General features: G+C 61.6%; 21 protein-coding genes. 13 read left to right on the plus strand and 8 right to left on the minus strand.

Annotated elements, in window-relative coordinates:
* Window positions 1–37: 37 nt before the first annotated feature.
* From B0G76_RS22740 to B0G76_RS22755, 3 genes are all read right to left on the minus strand, one after another.
* Window positions 38–1,042: a sugar ABC transporter substrate-binding protein gene (locus B0G76_RS22740; protein ID WP_120294538.1), complete on the minus strand. Its 1,005-nt coding sequence runs from the start codon at window positions 1,040–1,042 to the stop codon at window positions 38–40.
* Between the two features lie 481 nt (window positions 1,043–1,523).
* Window positions 1,524–2,294: a flagellar brake protein gene (locus B0G76_RS22745; RefSeq protein ID WP_120294539.1), complete on the minus strand. Its 771-nt coding sequence runs from the start codon at window positions 2,292–2,294 to the stop codon at window positions 1,524–1,526.
* 277 nt (window positions 2,295–2,571) lie between these two features.
* Window positions 2,572–3,606, minus strand: a complete 1,035-nt coding sequence (locus B0G76_RS22755; protein WP_120294541.1) for a LacI family DNA-binding transcriptional regulator — start codon at window positions 3,604–3,606, stop codon at window positions 2,572–2,574.
* Between the two features lie 192 nt (window positions 3,607–3,798).
* Here B0G76_RS22755 and B0G76_RS22760 point away from each other — a divergent pair, with 192 nt between their 5' ends.
* The 5 genes from B0G76_RS22760 to B0G76_RS22780 all read left to right on the plus strand — a co-directional run bounded on the left by B0G76_RS22760 (window position 3,799) and on the right by B0G76_RS22780 (window position 10,271).
* Window positions 3,799–4,956, plus strand: a complete 1,158-nt coding sequence (locus B0G76_RS22760; protein WP_120294542.1) for an ABC transporter ATP-binding protein — start codon at window positions 3,799–3,801, stop codon at window positions 4,954–4,956.
* An 11-nt stretch (window positions 4,957–4,967) separates the two neighbouring features.
* On the plus strand, window positions 4,968–6,971 hold the full coding sequence (locus B0G76_RS22765) for a beta-galactosidase (RefSeq protein WP_120294543.1): 2,004 nt from the start codon (window positions 4,968–4,970) through the stop codon (window positions 6,969–6,971).
* Window positions 6,972–7,045: 74 nt separating this feature from the next.
* On the plus strand, window positions 7,046–8,305 hold the full coding sequence (locus B0G76_RS22770) for an ABC transporter substrate-binding protein (RefSeq protein WP_120294544.1): 1,260 nt from the start codon (window positions 7,046–7,048) through the stop codon (window positions 8,303–8,305).
* 105 nt (window positions 8,306–8,410) lie between these two features.
* Window positions 8,411–9,409 (plus strand): carbohydrate ABC transporter permease, encoded by a 999-nt coding sequence (locus B0G76_RS22775; RefSeq protein ID WP_120294545.1) that lies wholly within the window; start codon window positions 8,411–8,413, stop codon window positions 9,407–9,409.
* Window positions 9,410–9,419: 10 nt separating this feature from the next.
* Entirely contained in the window at window positions 9,420–10,271 is an 852-nt protein-coding gene (locus B0G76_RS22780) for a carbohydrate ABC transporter permease (protein ID WP_120294546.1), read from the plus strand.
* 75 nt (window positions 10,272–10,346) lie between these two features.
* On the opposite strand, the gene B0G76_RS43955 is transcribed toward B0G76_RS22780, so the two are convergent.
* The 4 genes from B0G76_RS43955 to B0G76_RS22800 form a co-directional block, all read right to left on the minus strand.
* The gene (locus B0G76_RS43955; protein ID WP_259460678.1) at window positions 10,347–10,760 is read right to left on the minus strand and encodes an energy transducer TonB; all 414 of its coding nucleotides are present in this window, start codon (window positions 10,758–10,760) and stop codon (window positions 10,347–10,349) included.
* A gap of 307 nt (window positions 10,761–11,067) precedes the next feature.
* Window positions 11,068–11,466 (minus strand): biopolymer transporter ExbD, encoded by a 399-nt coding sequence (locus B0G76_RS22790; RefSeq protein WP_120294548.1) that lies wholly within the window; start codon window positions 11,464–11,466, stop codon window positions 11,068–11,070.
* Window positions 11,463–12,122, minus strand: a complete 660-nt coding sequence (locus B0G76_RS22795) for a MotA/TolQ/ExbB proton channel family protein (protein ID WP_120294549.1) — start codon at window positions 12,120–12,122, stop codon at window positions 11,463–11,465. Before B0G76_RS22795 ends, B0G76_RS22790 begins: the two co-directional genes overlap by 4 nt.
* Window positions 12,123–12,149: 27 nt before the next feature.
* Window positions 12,150–14,495 (minus strand): TonB-dependent receptor, encoded by a 2,346-nt coding sequence (locus B0G76_RS22800; RefSeq protein ID WP_120294550.1) that lies wholly within the window; start codon window positions 14,493–14,495, stop codon window positions 12,150–12,152.
* Window positions 14,496–14,710: 215 nt separating this feature from the next.
* Between B0G76_RS22800 and B0G76_RS22805 the strand changes: the two genes are divergently transcribed.
* Together B0G76_RS22805 and B0G76_RS22810 are read left to right on the plus strand one after the other, a co-directional pair.
* Window positions 14,711–14,908: a type II toxin-antitoxin system VapB family antitoxin gene (locus B0G76_RS22805; RefSeq protein ID WP_120294551.1), complete on the plus strand. Its 198-nt coding sequence runs from the start codon at window positions 14,711–14,713 to the stop codon at window positions 14,906–14,908.
* Window positions 14,905–15,276, plus strand: a complete 372-nt coding sequence (locus B0G76_RS22810) for a type II toxin-antitoxin system VapC family toxin (protein ID WP_120294552.1) — start codon at window positions 14,905–14,907, stop codon at window positions 15,274–15,276. The genes B0G76_RS22805 and B0G76_RS22810 overlap by 4 nt, the downstream gene beginning before the upstream one ends.
* Window positions 15,277–15,313: 37 nt before the next feature.
* Here B0G76_RS22810 and B0G76_RS22815 read toward each other — a convergent pair whose 3' ends face one another.
* Window positions 15,314–16,186, minus strand: a complete 873-nt coding sequence (locus tag B0G76_RS22815; RefSeq protein ID WP_120294553.1) for a LysR family transcriptional regulator — start codon at window positions 16,184–16,186, stop codon at window positions 15,314–15,316.
* Between the two features lie 209 nt (window positions 16,187–16,395).
* On the opposite strand from B0G76_RS22815, the gene B0G76_RS22820 reads away from it, so the two are divergent.
* The 6 genes from B0G76_RS22820 to B0G76_RS22845 all read left to right on the plus strand — a co-directional run bounded on the left by B0G76_RS22820 (window position 16,396) and on the right by B0G76_RS22845 (window position 22,747).
* The gene (locus tag B0G76_RS22820) at window positions 16,396–17,361 is read left to right on the plus strand and encodes a sugar ABC transporter substrate-binding protein (RefSeq protein WP_120294554.1); all 966 of its coding nucleotides are present in this window, start codon (window positions 16,396–16,398) and stop codon (window positions 17,359–17,361) included.
* Window positions 17,362–17,443: 82 nt separating this feature from the next.
* Window positions 17,444–19,054 (plus strand): sugar ABC transporter ATP-binding protein, encoded by a 1,611-nt coding sequence (locus B0G76_RS22825; protein WP_120294555.1) that lies wholly within the window; start codon window positions 17,444–17,446, stop codon window positions 19,052–19,054.
* Window positions 19,055–19,072: 18 nt separating this feature from the next.
* Complete coding sequence (locus B0G76_RS22830; RefSeq protein ID WP_120294556.1) at window positions 19,073–20,074, plus strand: ABC transporter permease; 1,002 nt, start codon at window positions 19,073–19,075, stop codon at window positions 20,072–20,074.
* Window positions 20,075–20,120: 46 nt separating this feature from the next.
* The gene (rbsK, locus tag B0G76_RS22835; RefSeq protein WP_409076725.1) at window positions 20,121–21,053 is read left to right on the plus strand and encodes a ribokinase; all 933 of its coding nucleotides are present in this window, start codon (window positions 20,121–20,123) and stop codon (window positions 21,051–21,053) included.
* Between the two features lie 196 nt (window positions 21,054–21,249).
* Window positions 21,250–22,290, plus strand: a complete 1,041-nt coding sequence (locus B0G76_RS22840; protein ID WP_259460679.1) for a nucleoside hydrolase — start codon at window positions 21,250–21,252, stop codon at window positions 22,288–22,290.
* Between the two features lie 253 nt (window positions 22,291–22,543).
* A complete protein-coding gene (locus tag B0G76_RS22845) occupies window positions 22,544–22,747 on the plus strand; it encodes a hypothetical protein (RefSeq protein ID WP_120294558.1) in 204 nt (67 codons plus the stop codon).
* Window positions 22,748–22,939 lie beyond the last annotated feature (192 nt).

Genomic DNA, 22,939 nt, shown 5'->3' on the forward strand with positions numbered 1-22,939 from the left:
CGGCGGCCCAGCAGAGTGGGCCGCCACGCAACGCGTGTTACTTGTTGCCCCAGCAGTTATCGAGGCCGAACTTCGTATCCTTGCTGTCGACGCCGGACATCGGCTTGTCGGTGATCAGCGTCACGCCCGTGTCCTGATAGCCCGAGACCTTCTTACCGGTCTTCGCATAATCGACGCCCGCCGTCACGCCGAGCGCGGCCATCTTCAACGGATACTGCTGCGAGGTCGCGGCAATCGCGCCCGCCTTCACATTGCGTACGCCTTCGCAGCCGCCGTCGATGGAAACGATCATCACGCTCTTATCCTTGCCCGCCGCTTTGAGCGCGCGATATGCACCCGCCGCCGCCGGTTCATTGATCGTGTAGACCACGTTGATATCGGGCGATTTCTGCAGGCAATTTTCCATCGCCGTCTGACCCTTCGACTGATCGCCGCGGGTGTCCTGGCTGCAGACGATCGACGGATCGCCTTCCTTCACGCCGAAGCCTTCCAGGAAGCCGTTATGGCGCAGGACGCCGACCGATACGCCGGGTGCCAGGTCGAGCGTGGCGATCTTTGCGGGCTTGCCGTTCATGGCGGTTTTCGCGTACTTGCCGATCAGCACGCCGGCCTTGAAGTTGTCGGTGGCGAAGAGGGCGTCCGTGGCATCTTGCGGATCGGTCGGCGTGTCGAGCGCGACCACCATCACGCCGGCGGCGCGCGCTTTCTTGATGCTCGGCACGATCGCCTTGGTATCGCTCGGCGTGATCAGAATCGCTTTCGCGCCGGCCGTCATCATGTTTTCAATGGCGGTGACCTGGCTCGCGTTGTCGCCGTCGAACTTGCCGGCGGCGGTGAGCAGCTTGGCGCCGTCTTTCGAGGCAGCCGCTTCGGCGCCCTGTTTCATCTTCACGAAGAACGGATTGGTGTCCGTCTTGGTGATGAGGCCGACGACGGGCTGGTCGGCGGCCTGGCTTGCGCTCGCACACCACACCGCCGATGCCGCGACGCATATCGACACGATTTTCCTGGCGACAGGGTGCTTGCGGGAATTCAGATTCATGGGACGCTCCTCCGGTTATTGGCAACTATTGGCAACGACGTTGTGAACTGCGGGCGATGACGCACGCGAACGCTGCGCGCTTGCCATCTGTTTGCAATCGGGTTTTGAACCCGAAGCGATTTCGAGGCGGTCCGAAGTGGGACGCTTAAATCACTTGAGTTGATTTAGTACAGCAGGTGAGTGGACGCCCGTCAAGAAAGCGATCGAAAAGGAAATTTGCGTGCGGAGGCACCCGATAAGGCGGCGAGGCATACGTGGTGGGGCTTGGCGGGAATGATGCGATGCAGGATCGAGCGCCGGAACTTCGGGAAAGTCCTGGCTCGCTTGTAAGCGAATTGAAGTCTTAAGCGATCTTTGGCGACGGCATGGGCGGCCGTCGCGACGTCTTTAAGTGGCGGCTGAGCGCGGCGATTCTCCTGGCAATGACCGCAAACCCGATCAATGACGGAAGAATCGCGATGAGCGTGCCTGATGAAGGCGTTTACCTGCGCGGCGCGAGTGCCTGACGCTTCGTTTCCAGCTGGGTGACGACACGCTGCAAAGTCCGCTCAGCGGGCCCCGGCGTCTTCACGAACTTGCAGCCGATCACAAAGCGCCGGTCGCCCTTCGGCGTGGTCAATTGCCGTGACGCGACGATTTCCAGATCGAGCCGAAGCGTGCCGAAGCTGCCGAGTTGCAGCGTGACGTCGCGCAATACGGTGCCGCTTTCAAGCGAGCCGAAGCGTTCATCGGCGGTTTTCAACGCCACGCCGCCCAATGAAAGATCCTGCAGTTCCAGCCGGAACGAACCGCCTTCGCCGTCCACATACGGCCCGCTAGCGATGTACGGATCCAGCACGGGCGTTTGCACGCGGAAGAATTCGCGGCGTTGAACGTAGTACAGGAGCGAAGGGAAAGACGCCTCGAACGCCGGGCGGGCTTCGAACATGATCGTGTTCGCGTTAAGCGTCATGAACTCAGTGCGAATGCCGCCCGGCAAACTGCGGAAGATCAACTTGCGTGCAGCCGGAAGCGCGTAATTGTCCAACTCCGTACTGCCCGCGTCGAAGATAAAACGCGCATTGCGCGAATCGACATCGAGCACTTGCGTCACGATCTGACGGCCGTTGAATTCCACCGTCACGAAGTCCTGCCCGGCCATCAGCTTGCGCAGGCAGACCGCGACTTGCAAAGGATGGTGCTGCGCGTAGGTCGAGTCTGCGTGGGGGGGCAGTTCGGCGAGCTCGGCGTCCAGAAGAAGATCGGCAATCATTTGAGTATCCATGCTTGTTATGGCCTTGGCCTGGCCGGTTGGGAGAGCGCGGGCGGCATGGGACTTATGCCGGCGCTCGGCCTTTTCCTGCTTTATTGCAGGGACCGTGCCAACTGCATGGATGGACTGATTGAAACGATCGTTTCTGCCGCGGAACCGCTTGATACGGGCGTTTGCGGGTGGCGGCCCGGCCGGTTGCCCGGGGCGGTGGTCAAGGAGGCGGGGCGGCCGCACTCCGGGTTCGCTACGTAACGTCCCCGCTGCTGTTACGGCCACATCACCTCGGGCGCGGCGCGCCAGTCGAGGCGCGCACCACCAGTTTCGGCGCCGAGGAAATTCGCATCGGCACGCTGGCCGGGGGCGGGCGGCCTGCCTGCCCATACGACGATTCGATCAACTCGCGCAACAGCGATACCGCGAGGCCGGCGACTTCGACGGTCGGCACGGCGACCGTTGTCAGCGCGGGCCGCGACTCGCGTGCCAGTTGAATATCGGTAATGCCGATCACGGACAGATCGCCCGGCACGTTCAAACCGAGATCGGCGGCGGCGTGCATCGCGCCGAGCGCCGGCAGATCGTTGGTCGCGAAGATCGCAGTGAGTTTCGGATCGGCTTCCAGCAGTGCGCGCGCCGCACTGTAGCCGCCTTGTATCGTATCGGGCGCATGCTTGACCCGGCCTTTCGGCGCGCCGGCCGCACGCAACGCATCGACAAACCCCTCATAGCGGGCCGCGTGAATGCCCGAGGCCTTGCTGCCGACAATCGCGCCGATCCGCCGATGGCCGAGTTCCAGCAGATTCGCGCCGGCCAGTTCGCCGGCCAGACGAAAATCGACCGCTACGCAGGGCAGCCCCGGCGGCTCATTGGGTCGTTCCCACATGCACAGCACCACGGGCGTGCCGCGCGATTCGGTCGTATGAAGGTCCGCGAAATCGAGGTTTGCATTCGTCACGAGCACGCCCTCGGAAAGCGTCCCCGCGATCTGGTCGAGATAGGCGCGACCGGTCAGCGGATCTTCGTTCGTATTGCAGATGATCACGAAGTGGCCGCTGCTGCGAGCCGCGTGTTCGACAGCGAGTGCGAACTCCGGATAGAACGGATTGGCAATGCTCGACACCATCAAGGCTAATGTCGGCGCGCGCCCTTCGGCGAGCGCGCGGGCGGCGAGATGCGGACGGTAGCCGAGCGCGTCGACGGCATCCAGCACGCGTTGCCGTGTGGTTGCGCCGACCCGGCCACGATTGCGCAGCACGTTCGATACCGTGGCAGGGGTGACGCCGGCGTGACGCGCAACTTCGCTGAGTGTGGGCATGACTTGTCAATATTTGGGATGGCTGTTCGACATTTGCATCGCGGCCAAAGGCGCGGCACCATTTGCCGCATAGATAAAACGATATCGGAGACAGGTAAGGCCCGGCGATCGCATGCGGTCGATTTTTTTTGGCCCTACTGATTAAGCGCTTAATCTCCGACGTCGAGCCGATTAAATCACGGAGTCGATGCGATGGCGAGCATTTCGTTGAGAGGCGTGCAGAAGGCGTATGGCGACGGTGCGCTGGTGATTCGCGATGTCGATCTGGAGATCGGCGAGAACGAGTTCTGCGTGTTTCTCGGTCCATCCGGCTGCGGCAAGTCCACCTTGCTGCGAATGATCGCCGGCCTCGAAGACGTGACCGACGGCGACCTGTCGATCGCCGGCCGCCTCGTCAACGACGTGCCGGCGGCGCAGCGCGGTGTGGCGATGGTGTTCCAGAGCTACGCGCTGTTTCCGCACATGACCGTGTTCGAGAACATGGCATTCGGCCTCAAGCTCGCTAAAACCCCGAAAGAAGAAATCGACCGCAAAGTGCGGGAAGCCGCGCGCATCCTGCAACTTGAGGCGTTGCTTGAGCGCCGGCCGAAGGCGCTGTCCGGCGGTCAGCGGCAGCGCGTGGCGATCGGCAGGGCCATCGTGCGCGAGCCGGGCGTGTTTCTGTTCGACGAACCCCTTTCCAATCTCGACGCAACACTGCGCGGCCAGACCCGCATCGAAATCGCACGGCTGCATAAGCAGTTCGCCAAAGCCAGCGTGGTGTACGTCACGCACGACCAGATCGAAGCGATGACGCTTGCCGACAAGATCGTGTTGCTGCACGCGGGCAAGGATACCGATCGCTACGGCAGCATCGCGCAGATCGGCGCGCCGCTCGAGTTGTATCACCGTCCGAAGAGCCGCTTCGTCGCCGGTTTCATCGGTTCGCCGCGCATGAACTTTTTGCCGGGGCGGGTGGCGTCGATCGATCCGCACGGCGTGATCGTCACGCTCGATCACACGGATGAAAACGTGCGCGTGCCCGTCAGCGGCAAAGGGCTCAAGGCGTCGCAATCCGTCACGCTCGGCGTGCGCCCGGAGCACCTCGAATTCATCGGTGCAGCAGGTTCTGAAAATGCACACGATGCCGTATTAACCCGCACGGTGTCTCTCGTCGAACAACTCGGCGAGCACAGCTATGTCCACCTCGATCAACCCGGCGGCGCTGCGCTGATCGCCAAGGCGCCGGGCGACACGCGCCTCGTGTCCGGCGACCGCGCGAGTTTGCGCGTGCCCAGTCGTGCCTGCCATTTGTTTACCGAAGACGGCTTTGCCGCCGCTTCGCTCGAATCCGTCGAACACTACGCATAGAGGACATTCGGATGCGCCTTGGAGTCTGTTACTACCCGGAACACTGGCCGGAGTCGATGTGGGAAGACGACGCTCGCCGGATGAAAGCACTCGGCATCGAGCAGGTGCGAATTGCGGAATTTGCGTGGAGCCGGATCGAGCCAACACCTGGCGAATATGACTGGGGCTGGCTGGATCGCGCGATCGACGTACTCGGCGCGGCAGGTCTGCAAGTCGTTATGTGCACGCCGACGGCGACGCCGCCCAAGTGGCTGATCGACCGTCATCCGGACATTCTGCCGATCGGCGCGGACGGACGTCCGCGCGCCTTCGGCTCACGACGTCATTACGATTTCTCTTCGCCTTCGTATTTCGCCGCATCGGAGCGGATCTGCGCCGCGGTCGCCGAGCGGTACGGCAAGCATTCGGCCGTCGCGTACTGGCAGACCGATAACGAATTCGGTTGCCATCACACAGTGGTCAGCTATTCGCCGGCGGCAGTAGGGCGCTTTCGCGAGTGGCTCAAGGCGCGCTATCAAACCATCGATGCGCTGAATCGCGCGTGGGGCACGGTGTTCTGGAGCATGGAATACCGCAGCTTCGACGAGATCGACGCGCCGGTGGCGACCATCACCGAGGCGCATCCGTCGCACCGGCTCGATTACCGGCGCTTCGCTTCCGACGAAGTGGTGCGCTACAACCACATGCAGGTCGAGATCATCCGCGCGCATTCGCCGGGGCGGCCGGTCGCGCACAACTTCATGCAACTCTTTACCGAGTTCGATCACTACAAGGTGGCGGCCGATCTCGATGTCGCGGCATGGGACAGCTATCCGCTTGGCGCACTCGAAGAGCAGTGGTTTGCACCGGACGTGAAGGCACGCTGGTTGCGCAGCGGGCATCCCGACTTTGCGTCGTTCAATCATGACGTGTACCGCGGCATGTCGAAACTGCCGTTCTGGGTGATGGAGCAGCAGCCAGGCCCGGTGAACTGGGCGCAGTGGAATCCTGCGCCGCTGCCCGGCATGGTGCGCCTGTGGAGTTGGGAGGCGTTCGCGCATGGCGCGGGTTGCGTGTCGTATTTCCGCTGGCGCCAGGCGCCGTTTGCGCAGGAGCAGATGCATGCAGGCCTGAATACGCCCGATAACCGGCTCGACGTCGGCGGCAATGAAGCGGCGCAGGTTGCCGACGAGATTCACGCGGTGCTCGCCGCGAACGCGGACGCTAATGCCACGATTCGTTCGAAGGTCGCGCTCGTCTACGACTACGAAGCGAAGTGGCTCTTCGAGATTCATCCGCAGGGTGCGGATTTTCACTATCCGCGCTTTGCATTCGAGTATTACTCGGCGCTTCGCGCGCTCGGGCTGGATGTCGATATCGTGCCGGTCGATGCGCCGCTCGACGGCTATCGTCTGATCGTCGTGCCACCGTTGCCGGTCGTGCCGGCCGATTTCGCGGCACGGCTGGCAAGCTCGGGCGCGCAAGTCGTGATGGGTCCGCGCACAGGGTCGAAGACTCAGGACGTGCAGATTCCGGCGAACCTGCCGCCGGGCACGCTTGCTTCGGTGCTGCCGCTGCGTGTGTGGCGCGTTGAATCGATGCGGCCGAATGTGACCGAAGCCGTGCTGCTGGTGGGTGGCAAGGATGCGACCGTGGAGGACGGCGTTGCGCGCCACTGGCGCGATTTCATCGAAGGCAACGGCGACAGCGATGCCACGGACGCTCGCCTCGACGTGCGAGCCCGTTTCGCTGACGGCCATCCTGCCTACGTGAAAAGCGGCGCGTTTCATTATCTCGCGAGCCTGTTCGACGATGCGCTCACCGTCCGCCTGTTCACGCAAATCGCGGGGGAAGCGGGCGTCGACACGATGCAGTTCGGCGACAGCGTGCGGTTTAGCCGCCGGGGTGAGTTGACCTACGTATTCAACTACGGCGATCAGACGCACACGCTTGGGCATGTCGCCGACGATGCTTTCGTAGTCGGTTCACGCACGATTGCACCGCGTGGTGTAGCCGTCTATCGAACGGGCACATGATCTGAAGTACTGAACGAGAGATTCCATGCAGTAACGACAACGACGCAAAATCAAGGGATAAAGGAGACAGCAACATGGCACTGAAACCTCGCAAGATTCTGCTGGCGCTAACGCTAGCGGTGGCCGCGGCGGCCGCAGGAACATCCGTGGTCAGCACGGCGCAGGCCGGCACGCTTGCGGTCAACATCGCGTTCAAGGGCGCGAGTCAACGCGCCGTCTGGCAGTCGATCATCGACGACTTCAAGAAAACGCATCCTGGCACCGACGTGAAGGTGTCGTTCGTCGATGAGGAAGCGTACAAGGTCCAGTTGCCCGGTTGGCTCTCCACCGTCGCGCCCGATATCGTCAACTGGCATGACGGCGAACGCATGGCGTATTACGCGCAGCGCGGCCTGTTCGACGATCTGAGCGGCGACTGGGCGAAGAACGGTTGGAACGACATGTATGCGTCGACGAAGGAAGCGTCGTCGTATCAAGGTAAGCAGTACGCCGCGCCGACGGTGTATTACTCGTGGGGCATGTTCTATCGCAAGGATCTGTTCCAGAAGGTCGGCATTACCGGCGAACCGAAGACGTGGGACCAGTTTCTCGACGACTGCAAGAAGCTGAAAGCGGCAGGCATTACGCCGATTGCAGTGGCAGGCCGCGATTCGTGGACGCTGGCCGGCTGGTTCGACTATCTCGACCTGCGCCTGAACGGCAACGCGTTCCACCAGAAACTGATGGCGGGCGATATCGCGTACACCGATCCGCGCGTGAAGAAGGTCTACACGACGTGGAAACAACTGATCGACGCGGGCTATTTCATCGACAATTCGCTTTCCTACGATCTGGATGCCGTGCAGCCGTTTCTGTTCCAGGGCAAGGCCGCGATGATGCTGATGGGCACCTTCATCACTGGAGGTTTCCCGCCGAACGTCAAGCCGGAAATGGGTTACTTCCAGTTCCCGATCATCGACGCGAACGTGCCGACAGCCGAAGACGGCCCGGTCGAATCGCTGCATATTCCGTCGAAGGCGAAGAACAAGGCGGATGCCCATGCTTTCCTCGCATTCGTCCAGACGCCGGAAAATGGCGCGAAGCTGGCAGCCGGGCTCGGCTCGCTGTCGGCGAACAGCAAGTCGCCTGAGCCTGAGGATCCGATCTCGAAGATCGGCTTCCAGATTCTCGCGAATACGAAGGGCGGCATTGCGCAGTTCTATGATCGCGACATGACGAAGGAAATGGCCGATGAAGGCATGAAGGGGATGCAGCAATTCGTCTCCGATCCCTCGAAGCTCGACGACGTGCTCGCGCAACTCGAGCAGACGCGCAAGCGGATCTACAAGAAGTGAGCGGTGGCGGCCCGAGATTGGGCCGCTACGCGTTGCATCGGATCCGCAATTATCTTGCATGGGACCAGAGTAAGCGCTGAAGCGCCAACTCTGGTCGACAGGAGAATGATCGTGTCGCACTCCGTCACCCGTCACACTGTCGGCGGTTCTGCAGAATCTGGCAGTCCTGGCGTACCGGCATCGGGCGTACCGGCTCCGGGCGGCGCATTGCGCGGCGGGCCGTCTCGCGCGGCGCGCCGCCGTCCGCCATCCCCAACCGCGCGCCGGCAGCGGCGAGCCGCCTTTCTGTTTCTCGCGCCGGCCTGCGTGATGGTGGCGATCTACGTCGTATGGCCGATCATCTCGACCATCCGCCTGAGCTTTTTCAACTGGGATGGGATGACCGACCCGTCGTTCGTTGGGCTCGCCAACTATGTCGAGTTGTTCCATACGCCGACCTTCTATACGGCGCTGAAGAATAACCTCATCTGGCTGCTGCTGTTCCTGCTTGCGCCACCGATGGGGCTCGCCGTCGCGCTCTATCTGAACCAGGCGGTGGTCGGTATCCGCATCGTCAAATCGCTATTTTTCGCGCCGTTTGTTTTATCGGGCGTGGTGGTCGGCCTGATCTTCTCGTGGTTCTACGATCCGACCTTCGGCTTGCTCGCGATGCTGCTCGGGCACGGCGTGCCGGTACTCGGCGATGCGCATTACGCCACCCTCGGGATCGTGTTTGCCGCACTGTGGCCGCAAACCGCGTACTGCATGATTCTTTATCTGACTGGCCTGACGTCGCTGAACGCCGAACAGATCGAGGCTGCGCGAATGGAGGGCGCGCGTGGCTGGTCGATGCTGTGGCACATAATCCTGCCGCAATTGCGGCCGACCACGTTTATGGCGATCGTCGTCACGGTGATCGGCGCGCTGCGCAGCTTCGATCTGATTTCGGTGATGACGGGCGGGGGACCGTTCGAGAGTTCGACGGTGCTCGCGTATTACATGTACGACCAGGCAATCAAGTACTACCGCATCGGCTATTCCGCGGCCGTGGCCGTGGTGCTGTTCGCGATCATGCTGGTGTACATCGTTTATCACCTGCGCCGCATGCTGCGCACCGAGCAATAAGGAGCCGGTCATGTTTCCGATCCCGATCGACAAATGGAAGCCGGCGTCGCGCCGTGTGTACAAATTGACGTTGCCGCTCGCGCTGCTGATCTGGCTGCTGCCGATGATCGCGGTTCTCGTGACCTCGGTGCGTTCGACAGAGGAACTGAGCGAGGGCAACTATTGGGGCTGGCCGAAGCACTTCGCGATGTTCGACAACTATCGCGAGGCATTGACGACTTCGCCGATGCTGCATTACTTCTGGAACAGCGTGCTGATTACGTTGCCGGCCGTGGTGGGCTCGATTGCGCTTGCGGCAATGGCGGGATTCGCGCTGGCCATCTACCGGTTTCGTGGGAATTCGACGCTGTTCGCGACGTTCGTTGCGGGTAATTTTGTCCCGGTGCAGGTGTTGATGATTCCGGTGCGGGATCTGTCGTTGCAACTCGGTCTGTTCAATACGGTGAGCGCGCTGATTCTGTTCCATGTTTCTTTTCAGACCGGATTCTGCGCGCTGTTTCTGCGCAATTTCATCAAGCAGTTGCCATTTGAACTGGTTGAGGCGGCGCGGATTGAAGGCGCGAACGAATGGACCGTGTTCTTCAAAATCGTGTTGCCATTGATCCGCCCGGCGTTGGCGGCGCTGGCGATTCTTGTGTTCACGTTCGTGTGGAACGATTATTTCTGGGCGCTGTGTCTGACGCAAGGTGACGACGCCGCGCCGATTACCGTCGGTGTCGCGGCGTTGAAGGGGCAGTGGACGACGGCGTGGAATCTCGTGTCCGCGGGGTCGATTCTTGCCGCGTTGCCTTCGGTCGCGATGTTCTTCGCGATGCAGAAGCATTTTGTGGCGGGCTTGACGTTTGGGGCGACGAAGGGGTGAAGCGGACGTTATGGAAACACGTTCGCCCGATCGCTGTTGATGTCCTGATGCAGATGGCAGTTTGGGTAACGCTCACTAATCCACATTGAAATGCACACGGATATCCTGCCGGCTTTCCACTGGATGTCCGGCCTGCATCGCAGGAAAGAAACGCCATTTGCGGAGCGCTTCAAGAAGGATCTGGTTGAGCCGCGGGCTGGCCGTCGGCTTGATGAGTTCGACGTCGACTGAGCCATCGGCGTGGATCGCGAAACGGGCCGTCGCGACGGTTTGATATGCCTGCTCGCGCAAATCGTCAGGGAGTTCCGGCAACGGTTGGGAGATGGAGTGCGCTGCAGCATCGCTGGATGATGTGGCGTTTGCGCTGTCTTCCGAACGTGGAGCGGCGTGCGCGGGCGATTCGTTTGTCGCCTTCGGTTCTTGCGTCGCAGGCGTTGACTGAGCCGGCGCAACGCTTTCTATCGATCGCGCATCCGGTTTCGATGGCACAGGTGGCGTCGTGTGCGATTGCGTTGCGACGTGAGTGCGTGGATCGGCTGGCTGTCGTGATCTAACCGGTGCAAGCGGAGTGTGCTGCGTAGCCGGAGTCGCAGAAGGCGTCGCAACCGGAGTCTGAGGAGGATCGAGTTCCACCACCCGCATCTCAAGTGGCTTTTCAGCTACATGTACCGTCGTCGTTCCCAACCAGCGCCCCAACTGAAACAGGAACACGATCCAAACGATTAGCGCGACCAGCACCGCTAGCGCGATCCGTATCCTCGGAGAATCGTCCACAGCGCCCGCGAAGCGCATCCGCCTATTCACGATGCACGGCGATCAAAAACCGCTCAGCGCCCGCACGGCGCGCGGCCAGCATCGCCTGAACGACCACGCCGTGGCCCGCGGCGTCGTCAGCCGCGATGACAACATTGCCGTCCGGCTGCAGCAGGCGCTTTACCATCGGTTCGATCTGATCGAGAGGAACGGACTGATGGTTCACAAATATCGCATTGCTGCTGTCCACCGAGATGGTCAGCGGATCATGGGCCGCCATCTTCTGTGCGCGGCCAGCCGGGAGCGTGATCTTCACGGCGTCGAGCCGCTGCATTGCGAGCGATGCGAGCATGAAGGTTGCCAGCAGAAAGAACATCACATCGATCATCGGAATGATTTCGATGCGACCGCGCTTCGCCGCGCGCGAGCGCCTGAACTTCACGGCAGCGCTCCCGCGGACGTATCGGCAAGACGGATTTCACTGAGCCGCGCATTCGCAAACGACTCGAGTTCATCCATGAGCCGCTCAAGCCGGCGGGAGAAATAGTTGAACGCAAAGAGCGCGAACAAGGCGACCACCAGGCCGATCGCGGTTGCCACCAACGACTGTGCCACGCCGCCGGTTACACCGCCCGGGTCGACGAGGCCATCGCCGCCGAACAGCTGGAACGAATGCATCATGCCGACGATAGTGCCCAGCAGACCCAGCAGAGGCGCCGCCGTCACGATGGTTTCCAGCACCCAGAAACCTCGGCTCATGTCGCGTTCGATTTGCGAGGCGACCGATTGCGCCTTTGCTTCGCGCAGCCACAGCGGCACAGAGGGATCGGGTGTCCACGGTGCGCTCATGCGTCTGAATGCGTTCTGACTGGAGGCGTCCCTTAACCTGGCGGCCCAGTCAAGTGCCGATCCGGGCGCTGCGATTTCGTGTGTGATCTTGTGCGTATCAAGCAATGTGCCAGGCATCTGGCCAAAGCGCAGAAACACATAGGCCCGCTCAAAGGCGATGGCGACCGCCAGAATGGCCAGTATCGTCAACGGATAGACGACCCATCCGCCTACGCGTACCGCCGCAAGAACGCTTGTCCAATCTTGCATGACTGACCTCTTCGTAGCCTGACGGAATTAAAAATTCTTGGTGATGCCGGCGTAGACGGCGAAATGTGGGCCGTATTGCGGTGCGCCGACCCCGATCCCCGACCCGTCGCGCAGTTCATAGACGCGGTTGAACGCGTTGACCACGAGCAGGCGCGCATCGAACTTCCCGATGAGGGGCTGATTGAAGTGCTGTATCACACCGAGGTTGACTTGCGCATAGAGCGGCAGCCGATCGGTGTTCGCAAAGCCGCTACGCAAACCGCTTCCCACGAGACCATCGAAAGTGAAGGTCGTTTTGCCGAGATCGTAGGTTCCGCCGAATGACGCGGTAATGCGCTGGTCGTGATCCAGATAGACCCAGTGATTGTTGATATAGGCAAGTTCCGCCGGATCGAAATTGAACTGTGCCGAATCGATCTGCGTTCCCTGCGCGCGGCTCCACGCGAGATTCAGGTACGCGGATACGTTGTCCTGTTTGTAGTTGGCCGTGAACTCGACGCCATACACGCGCCCCTCTCTATAGTTGAACGGCGTGAAGATGAGCGCGGAGCCGAACTGTCCTTCATCGAGCAGGTTCGTCGATTTCTTGTAGTACGCGTCGAGTCCGACCGTCACGTTCGAACCGAGGCGTTGGGTCACGCCGAGATCGAAATAGTGACTGCGTTCCGGTTGCACCTGATCGTTCTGGCTCGACGGACTCTGGTTAGTTGTGCCATTGAAGCGGCTGATCGTCGACCCGGACACCAGCTCGAACGCGGGCGGCGTGAAATAGCGCGCGTAACCGGCATGGAGCGTCGTGGTGGGCGTCAGTGTGTAGACGAGGCCGATGCGAGGGCTCAACTGGCTTGCGCTCACGTATTCGTCCATCTTGTCGTAGCGAAGGCCATAGTTCAGCGTGAGCTTGTCGGTGAGTTTCCACTCGTCCTGCACGTAGGCGCTGTACAGATAACCGGTTTTGCTGCTGGAGTCCTGAATATTGAAGGGCTGATCGGATAGCTGATTGCCGTTGCTGTCCGTCGCGAATACGTTGACGCTATCGTTGAACACCGCGTGTTCTTGCTGGAAGAAGATCCCCGCGCGGACCGTATGCTTGTCGTTCAGCCGCCAGGTGGTGTCCACCTGTGCGCCATTGGCCGAGTTACTGTGAAAATCCTGCGAGGCTACGCCGTTAAAGAGCAGATCGCCGACCGGATCGGGATTGAATTGCGTCCGCGTGTAGCGCGTAAAGAGGGCAACCTGATAGTCCAGCGCGCCGCCATTGGTGCCCTGGAGGGCCACGACCGCGAAGTTGTTCAACTCCGATTGCGTTTCGTTCAACTGGCTCGAGTCGAACGTGCTGCTGCCGTTGAGCGTGAAGTTGGTGGGCAAGCCGGGTGTATTGGGAATCTCGAACTGATTGCTCGTCGTGCCGAACATCACGCTTACGCGCGTCAGCGGGTTGATGATGTACGACATGTAGCCGAACGCATCGCCCTGACGGGTGTGATCGTGAATCGCATTTGCGCTGGCGGTGGGATTCTCGATCCCGAGATTGTTCATCCCGAGCGAGCCGCTGAAGTAGTAGCTGAACGGCCCCTGATTGCCGAATACATCCGCGCTGGTCTTGATCGTTTGATGGCTGCCGCCGAACACGTCGATGGAGCCACCGTTGCCTGCATCGCCCGCCTTCGTGCGGATATCTACCACCCCTGCCGTGCGGTAGCCGTACTGCGCCGGCAGTGCGCCGGTGAGCAGGCTCACCTGGTCGATGATGCGGGTGTCGAGTGTCTGGCCAAAACCGCTGATCGGCTCGGGAATGATGACGCCGTTGATGCGGTATTGCAGATTCGCGTGGTCGCCGCGCACGTGCAACTGGCCGAATGAGTCGCTTGCCACGCCGGGCGCCTGAAGCAGCACCTGGTTCAGCGGCGTATCTTGCCCCGCGGGCAGCGCATTGATTTCGGCCTGGCTAAAACGGTACACGCTGCTGCCGGTTTCCGGCAGCAGTCCGTTGCGGGCTCGATCGAGACGCTTTGCATTGACCTGAACATCGAGTGTGTCGCTTTGAGCGAGTTTGACGCTCACCGTGCTTTCTGCGCCCGCGGTCGTGGTCGCCATGCTGCTGCCGCTCGCGAATCCCGGTGCCGTGACGACAACCGCGTAGGTGCCCGGGCTCACCTGAGCGATCGTGAAATGGCCGTCTGCGTCCGTTTTCGCTTCGCCGATAGCGGCACCGCTTGCGTTCTGAACGCTGACGGTGGCGTTGCGGACGGGCTTGCCCGTTGCGTCGGTGACGGCGCCCGTCACCGAGCTTTCATTGGGCGCGGCATGGGCATGAGCGGCGATGGCGAACAGCAGCAGGACTGCGTGGGAGACGCGCGGGCGGTTTTTCATCTTTATTTGTTCAGGGTTGACCACGGGATGGATGCGGTTCCGTCTTGGGGGCGTTCTTCCTGGTCGCTGCTTAGCAGCCAGGAATGTTATATCATTACATTTGATGATAAAAATGACAACCCGGTAGGAGATGCTGCGAGCGCGCTCACGATGAGATACACTATTTTCGGCATCAAATGATGCGATAATCAGTGCCTATATTTGCGGAGATTCCCATGCGTACGACTATCGTGCTTGATGACGACCTGGTCGCCAAGGCTCAAGCCTATACAGGCGTGGAGGAAAAAACGGCACTCGTGCGCGAAGCGCTAAAAGCCTTGATCCAGCGTGAAGCTGCGAATCGACTTGCAAATCTTGGCGGTAGCCAACCGGGCATCAAGGGGGCGCCGCGCCGTCGGCAGGACGTCGAATGATTCTTGTCGACACGTCGGTCTGGATTGACCACCTCAACGCCTCTGATTCCATGTTGATTAGCCTGCTTGCCGAGCAGCGGGTGCTGGCTCATCCCTATGTGATAGGCGAGATTTCGCTCGGTAGTCTGCGTGACCGTGACATCGTGCTGGGCGCGTTGCTCGATTTGCCGCGCGTACCCGTTGCAACGCCGGAGGAGACGTTTTATCTGATCGAGCGCGAAGGTTTGTTCAATCGTGGAATCGGATATGTCGATACGTCGCTTCTGGCGTCCGCGCGCCTACAGCCCGGCACCACCCTCTGGACGCGCGACAAGCGATTGAAGAAGGTTGCCGATGAACTCAATCTCGGCGCCGTGCTCGCGCACTAGGTAAGCCACCGGACCATCGCGAGCGCTAGTCCCCAGCCTAACGAAAGATCTCGGCGATGAGGTTAGCCACAGTCCGGATGCGTTCGCTATCGCGCAGGGCGGGATGCAGCACCATCCAGACGTCCTGGTCGAGCGCCTTGATGTGCTTTTCGATGCAGACGAGATCGCTCGTGGTGTCGCCCGCGAGCTGGGCAAGCACGCCGAGCCCGGAGCCGCCCAGCACGCCGTCGAATACGCCCATGCCATAGCTGCTTCGAAGCGAAGGCGCGGGCGCGCCGGGCAGGGTCTTCAGCCATTGTGTGGCCGGGTGATCGGGCTGCCGGTCGTCATAGCCGACAAACGACAGCTTGTCCCATTCCTTCCTCGTAATCGCTGCCTTGTGGCGCAGATAGTAGTCGCGCGAACCGAAGAGCCCGAAGCGGATCCTGCCGATTCGACGGACATACAGATCGCCCTCGTCGGGGCATTCGGACCACAGCGCGATATCCGCTTCGCGGCGGGCAAGGCTATACGGCCGTCGCGAAGTCAGCACTTCGATGGCGAGACCGGGCAACCGCTCCTGAAACGAGCCGAGCAACTTAAGCAAAATGTAAGACGGCCATTCGACGGCGTTGATCCGCACCGTGCCGTGAGCACCCGCGCCGCAGGTCACGTCCGCGGCGCGCTCGATCTGGTGGGCGAGGTCTTCCATCTGCTCGGCCCAGGCCAGCACGCGCGCGCCGAATGCCGTCACCGTGCAGCCTGACGGCACCCGGTCGATAAGCGGCTCGCCCAGCCGCCGTTCAAGCTCGGTCAGACGGCGCGACAACGTCGGCGCGCTCAGATCGCATGTTGCCGCGGCGGCTCGCATGGTCCCCCCGCGCGCGATTTCCACCAGAATCCGAAGGTCGTCCCAGTCTACGTGTTCCATTTTCGAAACGCCCGATTTTGAAATTGGGCATAGCATAACGTGGATCGCGAGGATAGCATTGGACCTGGCCATACTCTTCCCAGCATCTGGCAAGGAAACCCCAAAGGGTTCACTGGTAGCGGCGGCAGGTGTGGCGACCCAACCCATCACACGACTCAACGGCTACCAGTATGTAGACCGAACGAGCGAACAAGTAAAAGGAGACATCAATGATTCGTCATTTCCAGCCGGCGCGGCGTCGCGCCATCGTTGCCAGCGCAGCCTTCCTCGCCGTATCGATTCTGCCGGTGCCCGCAGCGTTCGCTCAGGCGGCTCACAAGCCGAAAGTCGCCCTGGTGATGAAGTCGTTGGCGAACGAGTTCTTCCTGACCATGGAAACGGGCGCCAAGGATTATCAGAAGCAGAACCCCACGAAATTCGATCTCGTCACGAACGGCATCAAGGACGAAACGGATACGGCCAACCAGATTCGCATTGTCGAGCAGATGATCGTCTCGAAGGTCGACGCCCTCGTGATCGCCCCGGCTGACTCCAAGGCGCTGGTGCCGGTGCTCAAGAAGGCGGTCGACGCCGGCATTATCGTGGTCAATATCGACAACAAGCTGGACCCGGACGTGCTCAAGTCGAAAGACCTGAACATCCCGTTCGTCGGCCCGGATAACGCGAAGGGTGCACTGAAGGTGGGCGATTACCTGGCCAAGCACCTGAAGTCGGGCGACAACGTCGCCATTATCGAAGGCGTCTCGACCACCACCAACGCGCAGCAACGCTCGGCCGGCTTCAAGCAGGCCATGGCGGCGGGCGGCATGAAGGTCGTCTCGCTGCAGTCGGGCGAGTGGGAAATCGACAAGGGCAACGCCGTGGCGAGCCAGATTCTCAATGCGAACCCGGACGTCAAGGCGCTGCTGTGCGGCAATGACAACATGGCAATCGGCGCGGTCTCGGCTGTGCGCGCGGCAGGCAAGGCCGGCAAGGTGCAGGTGGTGGGCTACGACGACATCAATGCAATCAAGCCGATGCTCGCCGACGGCCGCGTTCTCGCCACGGCGAATCAGTACGCCGCCAGGCAGGCCGTGTTCGGTATCGACACGGCGTTGAAGGCACTCGCCGAGCACAAGAAGCAGTCGGAATTGTCGGGCGTGGTCGAAACGCCTGTCGATCTGGTCACCAAGTAAGACTGGCTTAACGCGTGGCCCGTATCGCTATATGCGCCATACGGGTCACGCCGCCTGATCTTTGTCTGGCTTTATCAATCTGATGCCTACTCCCATCCTATCCCCGGCCGTTGCCCCGCCCGTGTTGAGCGTTCACGGCATCGGCAAGACCTACGCCGGGCCCGTGCTCGCCGATATCTCGCTTGAACTGCACGCGGGCGAGGTGCTGGCGCTGACCGGCGAAAACGGCGCGGGCAAGAGCACCTTGTCCAAGATTGTCGGCGGTCTCGTTACGCCGACTACCGGCTCGATGACACTGGGCGGCGCGGCTTACACGCCGGCCAGCCGCAAAGATGCCGAGGCGCTCGGCGTGCGCATGGTCATGCAGGAGTTGAACCTGCTGCCGACCCTCTCGGTGGCGGAGAACCTGTTCCTGAACCGCTTGCCGCAGCGCGGCATGTTCGGCTGGATCGACCGCGCAAAACTGCGCGAGGACGCCCGGCATGCCATGGCCCAGGTCGGGCTCGACGCGATCGATCCTGACACGCTGGTGGGCACGCTGGGCATCGGGCATCAGCAGATGGTCGAGATCGCGCGCAATCTGATCGGCGATTGCCGCGTGCTGATTCTCGACGAACCCACGGCGATGCTGACCGCCCGCGAAGTCGACCTGCTGTTCGAACAGGTCGAGCGGCTCAAGGCGCGCGGCGTGGCGCTGGTATACATCTCGCACAGACTGGAAGAGTTGAAGCGCATCGCGCGCCGCGCCGCGGTGCTGCGCGACGGGCGGCTCGTGCATGTCGACGAAATGGCCAATCTGTCGGCCGACCGTCTGGTCACGCTGATGGTTGGGCGCGATATCGGCGAGCGGATCGATCTTGGCGAGCGGCGCATCGGCGACGTGGCGCTCAAGGTCACGGGCATGACCCGCGAACCGGTCGTGCGCGATGTCTCCTTCGAAGTGAAAGCCGGCGAGATTTTCGGCATCAGCGGTTTGATCGGCGCGGGCCGCACGGAATTGATGCGGCTCATCTACGGGGCCGATCGCGCGGATGCCGGCACGGTGTCGATCGCGCGGGACGGTGGCCCGCTCGAACCCGTGAAGGTCTCATCGCCCACGGATGCCGTGAAGAGCGGCTTCGCGCTGATTACGGAAGATCGTAAAGGCGAGGGTCTTCTGCTGACGCAGCCCATTGCAGCCAATATCTCGCTCGGCAATCTGCGTTCGGTGTCGAAGAACGGCGTGGTGGACGGCCGTCGCGAGGCGTCGCTGGCACGCAAACAGATCGACGCGATGAGCATCCGCAGTTCGGGGCCGTCGCAACCGGTGTCCGAGCTCTCCGGCGGCAACCAGCAGAAGGTCGTGATCGGGCGCTGGCTTGCGCGCGATTGCACCGTGCTGCTGTTCGACGAGCCCACACGCGGCATCGACGTCGGTGCGAAGTTCGATATCTATGCGTTGATGGGCGCGCTTGCACGGGAAGGCCGTGCGTTGGTGGTGGTGTCGAGCGATCTGCGCGAGTTGATGTCGATTTGCGACCGGATCGGGGTGATGTCGGCAGGCCGGATGACCGGCATGTTCGAGCGCGGAAGCTGGACCCAGGACGCGTTGCTTGCCGCGGCGTTCGCGGGTTACACGAAACGCGACGCGTTGCTGCACGATCCGATCGAACCCGACGCGACGGCGCCCGACGCAACGGCGCCCGACGAATAATCTGTGGAGTATTGAAGCATGACCGCACCAACCAGCCTGCCTACGTTGCAGAACGAACCGCCCAAAGACGCAAAGCCGATCGGCACGCGCCTTGGATTCTCGAACTACCTCGGCCTGCTCGGCGCGTTGCTCGGGATGATCGTCCTGTTCTCGCTGCTGAGTTCGCACTTTCTGAGCTACGACACCTTCAGCACGATCGCGAACCAGATTCCCGATCTCGTCGTGATGTCGGTCGGCATGACCTTCGTGCTCATCATCGCCGGGATCGACCTGTCGGTTGGTTCCGTGCTCGCGCTCGGCGCGGCGCTCACGAGCGTCGCGGCCTTGCAGTGGCATTGGCCGGCGCTGGCCGCCGCCTTGCTCGGCATGGCGGGCGCGGCGTTGACGGGCTGCCTGACTGGCGCGATTACCGTCGCCTGGCGCATTCCCTCGTTCATTGTGTCGCTCGGCGTGCTCGAGGCGGCCCGCGGTCTCGCGTATCAGTTGACCAACTCCCGCACGGCCTACATCGGCGATGCGTTCGATTTTCTGTCCAACCCGATTGCGTTCGGCATTTCTCCCGCGTTCCTGATTGCGATCGTCGTAATGATCGCCGCGCAGTTGGTGCTGACCCGCACGGTGTTCGGCCGCTATCTGGTCGGCATCGGCACGAACGAGGAAGCGGTGCGTCTCGCGGGCGTCAACCCGCGGCCCTACAAGATTGCCGTTTTCGCGATGATGGGCCTGTTAGCCGGTCTTGCGTCCCTGTTCCAGATTTCGCGGCTCGAGGCTGCGGACCCGAATGCCGGTTCGGGGATCGAATTGCAGGTGATCGCGGCCGTCGTGATCGGCGGAACGAGTTTGATGGGCGGGCGCGGCTCGGTGATCAGCACGTTCTTCGGCGTGCTGATTATCTCCGTGCTGGCCGCGGGTCTCGCCCAGATCGGCGCGACCGAGCCGACCAAGCGGATCATCACGGGGGCCGTCATTGTCGTTGCCGTCGTGCTGGATACGTATAGAAGCCGGCGTCGCGCCGCATAAATTGACCATTGACGACCATTCGTGGATGGTCCGCAGGAGAGTGAAAGTGTCGAAAGAAGCGAAGCAGGGCCGCGTGCTCGTGGTGGGCAGCATCAACACCGACCTGGTCGCCCGTGCCCCGCATTTGCCGCGGCCCGGCGAGACGATCGGAGGACATGAGTTCTCGCAGGTCGCCGGCGGTAAGGGCGGCAACCAGGCGGTGGCGGCCGCCCGCATCGGCGCACGCGTGGCGATGATCGGGCGTGTGGGGAAGGATGCGAACGGCGCCCAGCGGGTACTGGATCTGGAAGCGGAAGGCATCGACTTCGCCGGTATCGAGGCCGACCCGGCGCAGCCCACCGGCGTTGCAATGGTGACGGTGTCGGACGACGGGCAGAACACGATCGTGGTGGTGGCGGGCAGTAACGGCGAACTCACGCCTGAGCACGTTGCGCGCCACGAAGCGGCGATCAAGGCCAGCGACGTGGTGGTCTGCCAACTGGAAACGCCCTGGGATTCCGTCCATGCAACACTCGTGCTCGCCCGGCGCTTGGGCAAGATCACCGTGCTGAACCCGGCGCCGGCCACCGGGCCGCTCCCCGCGGAATGGCTGCCGCTGGTCGACTACCTCGTGCCGAACGAGGTCGAAGCCGCGATACTCGCCGGCCTGCCGGTCGAATCGCAAAGCGGCGCACGCAGGGCGGCGCTGGAATTGCAACGCGGCGGGGCCCGCAACGTGATCGTCACGCTCGGCGCGCAAGGCGCTTACCTGTTGCCGGAAGGCGGCGAAGGCACGCATTTTCCCGCGCCGCAGGTGCGGGCGGTCGATACGACGGCGGCCGGCGACACCTTTATCGGCGTCTTTGCCGCGCAACTCGCCGCCCGGCAGCCGCTGGAAGGCGCGATCAGCCTCGCGCAACGCGCGGCGTCGATTTCCGTCACGCGCGCCGGTGCGCAGCCATCGATCCCGACTCGCGCGGAAGTCGACAGCGCGGTCTGAAACGGATGCCTGTTGTGACATGAGGCAGTCCGATCTGCAATTCTGGGTAGCTTGACGTTGAATGACCGGCACCGTCTACGGATGGTGTCCCTTTGGTTTAATCGCGATCTCTACTGGAAAAAACGGACTAAACATGAAATCACAATATGTAGGCATCCTGATAATGTAGTTGGCGCTTTCCGCGTGTGGAGGCAACGTGACGACCACCGACCCGCTCGCCAACGCACCGAAGGTGATCATCGATTCAGACTTGAACACGATGGGTGACGATGGCCAGCTGTTCGCCATGACCACGCAGTTGATGGGGCAGGGCAAGGTCAATCTGCTCGGGTTGACCGTCGTGACCGGCAACGACTGGCTGCTCCAGGAAGAGGCGAATGCGCTGAAGGCCGTTGAGCGCATGGGCGTGCAAAACGTGGTGGGTGTCTACGGCGGCGCCGGCTATCCATTGCAATACGACGTAGCGAGTATTCGTGCCCAGCAGGCTGCCAATCCGCAAGGCTATTTCGGCGCGTGGATGCGGCCGGAACCGACCCAGCAGTCCCAGCTCGTTGCGCCGCCTGATGGCTTTGCGGTGTCGACGAAACTGCAGACGCAAAGCGCCGCGGACTTCATGATCCAGACCATCAAGCGCTATCCGAATCAGGTCACGATTCTCGAGGTCGGGCCGCCCACCAATCTCGCCACGGCCATCATGAAAGCGCCGGAGATCGTGCCGCTGATCAAGCAGATTGTCTACATGGGTGGAGCGATGGCAGTGCCGGGCAATGCGAACGCGGTGGGTGAACTGAACTGGTGGTTCGATCCGCTTGCTGTGCGTACAGTGCTTCAAACGACGATTCCGCAGGCCGTCATTCCGCTCGACGTTACGGATACCGTGCCGCTCACCCAGAGCATCTTCGATCAGATCGTCAACAACCCGAGCAAGCAGACCGCGGTCACCAAAGCATACGGAATCGTCAATGCTGGTTCGTTCGGCGACAACACGCATCTGTTCGACACGCTGACGATCGCCTATTTCATGGATCCGGCCTACGCCACGCAAACGAAAAGCGCCTACCTGGATATCGACACCACGAGCGGCGGGGACCAGGGACACGTGATGGTCTACCCCGACCAACCCGCGCCTGGCGCGTCACCTAAAAAGATCACGTACGTCACGCAGTTCGACAACAATCGTTTCTTTAGTCTCTACGTCGATTTGCTGACGCGTCCGGTGCCGGTCACGTTGCCTTGATGATGCGGGTCGTGCCGTTGGCGCACCGCTGCCGTGCGCCCGACGCAGACCCCAATTACGGGGCGCACGAAAAATGTTGCACCCCTTTACTCATGCACTTCGCACACCGCCTCGTTCACTAAGCGTGGCAGTGGTTTGCCGCCGACGCTTACAGCGCTGCAGGAAATCCACTGAAACACAAGCGTAGCCAAACTGTCGTGTCGCGCCTCCAGGATATCCCCTTCGCCCATGGTTCGATTAATGGAGGTGCGGGATGCTCAGTCATCACGAACTCGCGACACTTATGCTGCTTGGCGACACGGGCAAGCGGCTGGAAGCTTTCGATCCCGACGTGCTGGCGTTACGCCGTTACGAGCTCGTGGAAATACGGCAGCGTGATCCGCAAGGATCGACGCTGCAACTCACCCGCCAGGGCCGCGCATTACTGGAACGTCTGCGCACGGGCGCAGGCGGATGAGCGCATTGCGGTGACCGTGCCCGGCGAGTAGTCAAGGCTGATGGTTCGCCAAACGTTTGCGCCGTTGCAGCTATTGGTCTGACCATTGAGAAGGTTAAAGATTTGCGTTTTGCATGTCGTTATCCAATCAAATAAGTCAGGACCATCGCACATACCCGTGCCTCATGAAGACGCGGGATGCACGAGGTAATA

This window comes from Paraburkholderia sp. BL23I1N1 (genome assembly GCF_003610295.1).
In the GTDB taxonomy this organism is placed as follows: Bacteria; Pseudomonadota; Gammaproteobacteria; order Burkholderiales; family Burkholderiaceae; genus Paraburkholderia.

What these genes read in the sequence shown, in the direction of transcription:
- B0G76_RS22770 (WP_120294544.1), top strand. Translation starts at nt 7,046, where the DNA reads ATGGCACTGAAACCTCGCAAGATTCTGCTGGCGCTAACGCTAGCGGTG.
- B0G76_RS22810 (WP_120294552.1), top strand. Translation starts at nt 14,905, where the DNA reads ATGATTCTTGTCGACACGTCGGTCTGGATTGACCACCTCAACGCCTCT.
- B0G76_RS22755 (WP_120294541.1), bottom strand. Translation starts at nt 3,606, where the DNA reads ATGCCCACACTCAGCGAAGTTGCGCGTCACGCCGGCGTCACCCCTGCC.
- B0G76_RS22820 (WP_120294554.1), top strand. Translation starts at nt 16,396, where the DNA reads ATGATTCGTCATTTCCAGCCGGCGCGGCGTCGCGCCATCGTTGCCAGC.
- B0G76_RS22845 (WP_120294558.1), top strand. Translation starts at nt 22,544, where the DNA reads ATGCTCAGTCATCACGAACTCGCGACACTTATGCTGCTTGGCGACACG.
- B0G76_RS22815 (WP_120294553.1), bottom strand. Translation starts at nt 16,186, where the DNA reads ATGGAACACGTAGACTGGGACGACCTTCGGATTCTGGTGGAAATCGCG.
- B0G76_RS22830 (WP_120294556.1), top strand. Translation starts at nt 19,073, where the DNA reads ATGACCGCACCAACCAGCCTGCCTACGTTGCAGAACGAACCGCCCAAA.
- B0G76_RS22795 (WP_120294549.1), bottom strand. Translation starts at nt 12,122, where the DNA reads ATGCAAGATTGGACAAGCGTTCTTGCGGCGGTACGCGTAGGCGGATGG.
- B0G76_RS22740 (WP_120294538.1), bottom strand. Translation starts at nt 1,042, where the DNA reads ATGAATCTGAATTCCCGCAAGCACCCTGTCGCCAGGAAAATCGTGTCG.
- B0G76_RS22745 (WP_120294539.1), bottom strand. Translation starts at nt 2,294, where the DNA reads ATGATTGCCGATCTTCTTCTGGACGCCGAGCTCGCCGAACTGCCCCCC.
- B0G76_RS22800 (WP_120294550.1), bottom strand. Translation starts at nt 14,495, where the DNA reads ATGAAAAACCGCCCGCGCGTCTCCCACGCAGTCCTGCTGCTGTTCGCC.
- B0G76_RS22805 (WP_120294551.1), top strand. Translation starts at nt 14,711, where the DNA reads ATGCGTACGACTATCGTGCTTGATGACGACCTGGTCGCCAAGGCTCAA.
- B0G76_RS22775 (WP_120294545.1), top strand. Translation starts at nt 8,411, where the DNA reads ATGATCGTGTCGCACTCCGTCACCCGTCACACTGTCGGCGGTTCTGCA.
- B0G76_RS22780 (WP_120294546.1), top strand. Translation starts at nt 9,420, where the DNA reads ATGTTTCCGATCCCGATCGACAAATGGAAGCCGGCGTCGCGCCGTGTG.
- B0G76_RS22765 (WP_120294543.1), top strand. Translation starts at nt 4,968, where the DNA reads ATGCGCCTTGGAGTCTGTTACTACCCGGAACACTGGCCGGAGTCGATG.
- B0G76_RS22825 (WP_120294555.1), top strand. Translation starts at nt 17,444, where the DNA reads ATGCCTACTCCCATCCTATCCCCGGCCGTTGCCCCGCCCGTGTTGAGC.
- B0G76_RS22760 (WP_120294542.1), top strand. Translation starts at nt 3,799, where the DNA reads ATGGCGAGCATTTCGTTGAGAGGCGTGCAGAAGGCGTATGGCGACGGT.